1 rRNA gene is annotated in these 1,161 nt (G+C 57.6%); it reads right to left on the bottom strand.

Features of this window, described 5'->3' with window-relative positions:
* Nucleotides 1-1,161: ribosomal RNA gene (locus tag C560_RS0117425) — 16S ribosomal RNA — on the bottom strand; the annotation flags it as partial.

Below are 1,161 nucleotides of genomic sequence, written 5' to 3'. Positions count from 1 at the left end.
CATAAGGGGCATGATGATTTGACGTCGTCCCCACCTTCCTCCGAGTTGACCCCGGCAGTCTCCCATGAGTCCCCGCCATTACGCGCTGGCAACATGGAACGAGGGTTGCGCTCGTTGCGGGACTTAACCCAACATCTCACGACACGAGCTGACGACAACCATGCACCACCTGTGAACCGGCCCCAAAGGGGAAGGACTGTTTCCAGCCCGGTCCGGCCCATGTCAAGCCTTGGTAAGGTTCTTCGCGTTGCATCGAATTAATCCGCATGCTCCGCCGCTTGTGCGGGCCCCCGTCAATTCCTTTGAGTTTTAGCCTTGCGGCCGTACTCCCCAGGCGGGGCACTTAATGCGTTAGCTACGGCGCGGAAAACGTGGAATGTCCCCCACACCTAGTGCCCAACGTTTACGGCATGGACTACCAGGGTATCTAATCCTGTTCGCTCCCCATGCTTTCGCTCCTCAGCGTCAGTTAATGCCCAGAGACCTGCCTTCGCCATCGGTGTTCCTCCTGATATCTGCGCATTTCACCGCTACACCAGGAATTCCAGTCTCCCCTACATCACTCTAGTCTGCCCGTACCCACCGCAGATCCGGAGTTGAGCCCCGGACTTTCACGGCAGACGCGACAAACCGCCTACGAGCTCTTTACGCCCAATAATTCCGGATAACGCTTGCGCCCTACGTATTACCGCGGCTGCTGGCACGTAGTTAGCCGGCGCTTCTTCTGCAGGTACCGTCACTTTCGCTTCTTCCCTACTGAAAGAGGTTTACAACCCGAAGGCCGTCATCCCTCACGCGGCGTCGCTGCATCAGGCTTGCGCCCATTGTGCAATATTCCCCACTGCTGCCTCCCGTAGGAGTCTGGGCCGTGTCTCAGTCCCAGTGTGGCCGGTCACCCTCTCAGGCCGGCTACCCGTCGTCGCCTTGGTGAGCCATTACCTCACCAACAAGCTGATAGGCCGCGAGTCCATCCAAAACCACAATAAAGCTTTCCACCCCCCACCATGCGATGAGGAGTCATATCCGGTATTAGACCCAGTTTCCCAGGCTTATCCCAGAGTTAAGGGCAGGTTACTCACGTGTTACTCACCCGTTCGCCACTAATCCCCGGTGCAAGCACCGGATCATCGTTCGACTTGCATGTGTTAAGCACGCCGCCAG

The sequence above is a fragment of the Arthrobacter sp. 9MFCol3.1 genome (assembly GCF_000620385.1).
In the GTDB taxonomy this organism is placed as follows: domain Bacteria; phylum Actinomycetota; class Actinomycetes; order Actinomycetales; family Micrococcaceae; genus Arthrobacter.
Note: the sequence above shows the minus strand (reverse complement) of the source record. Positions and strands in the feature narration are given on the sequence as shown.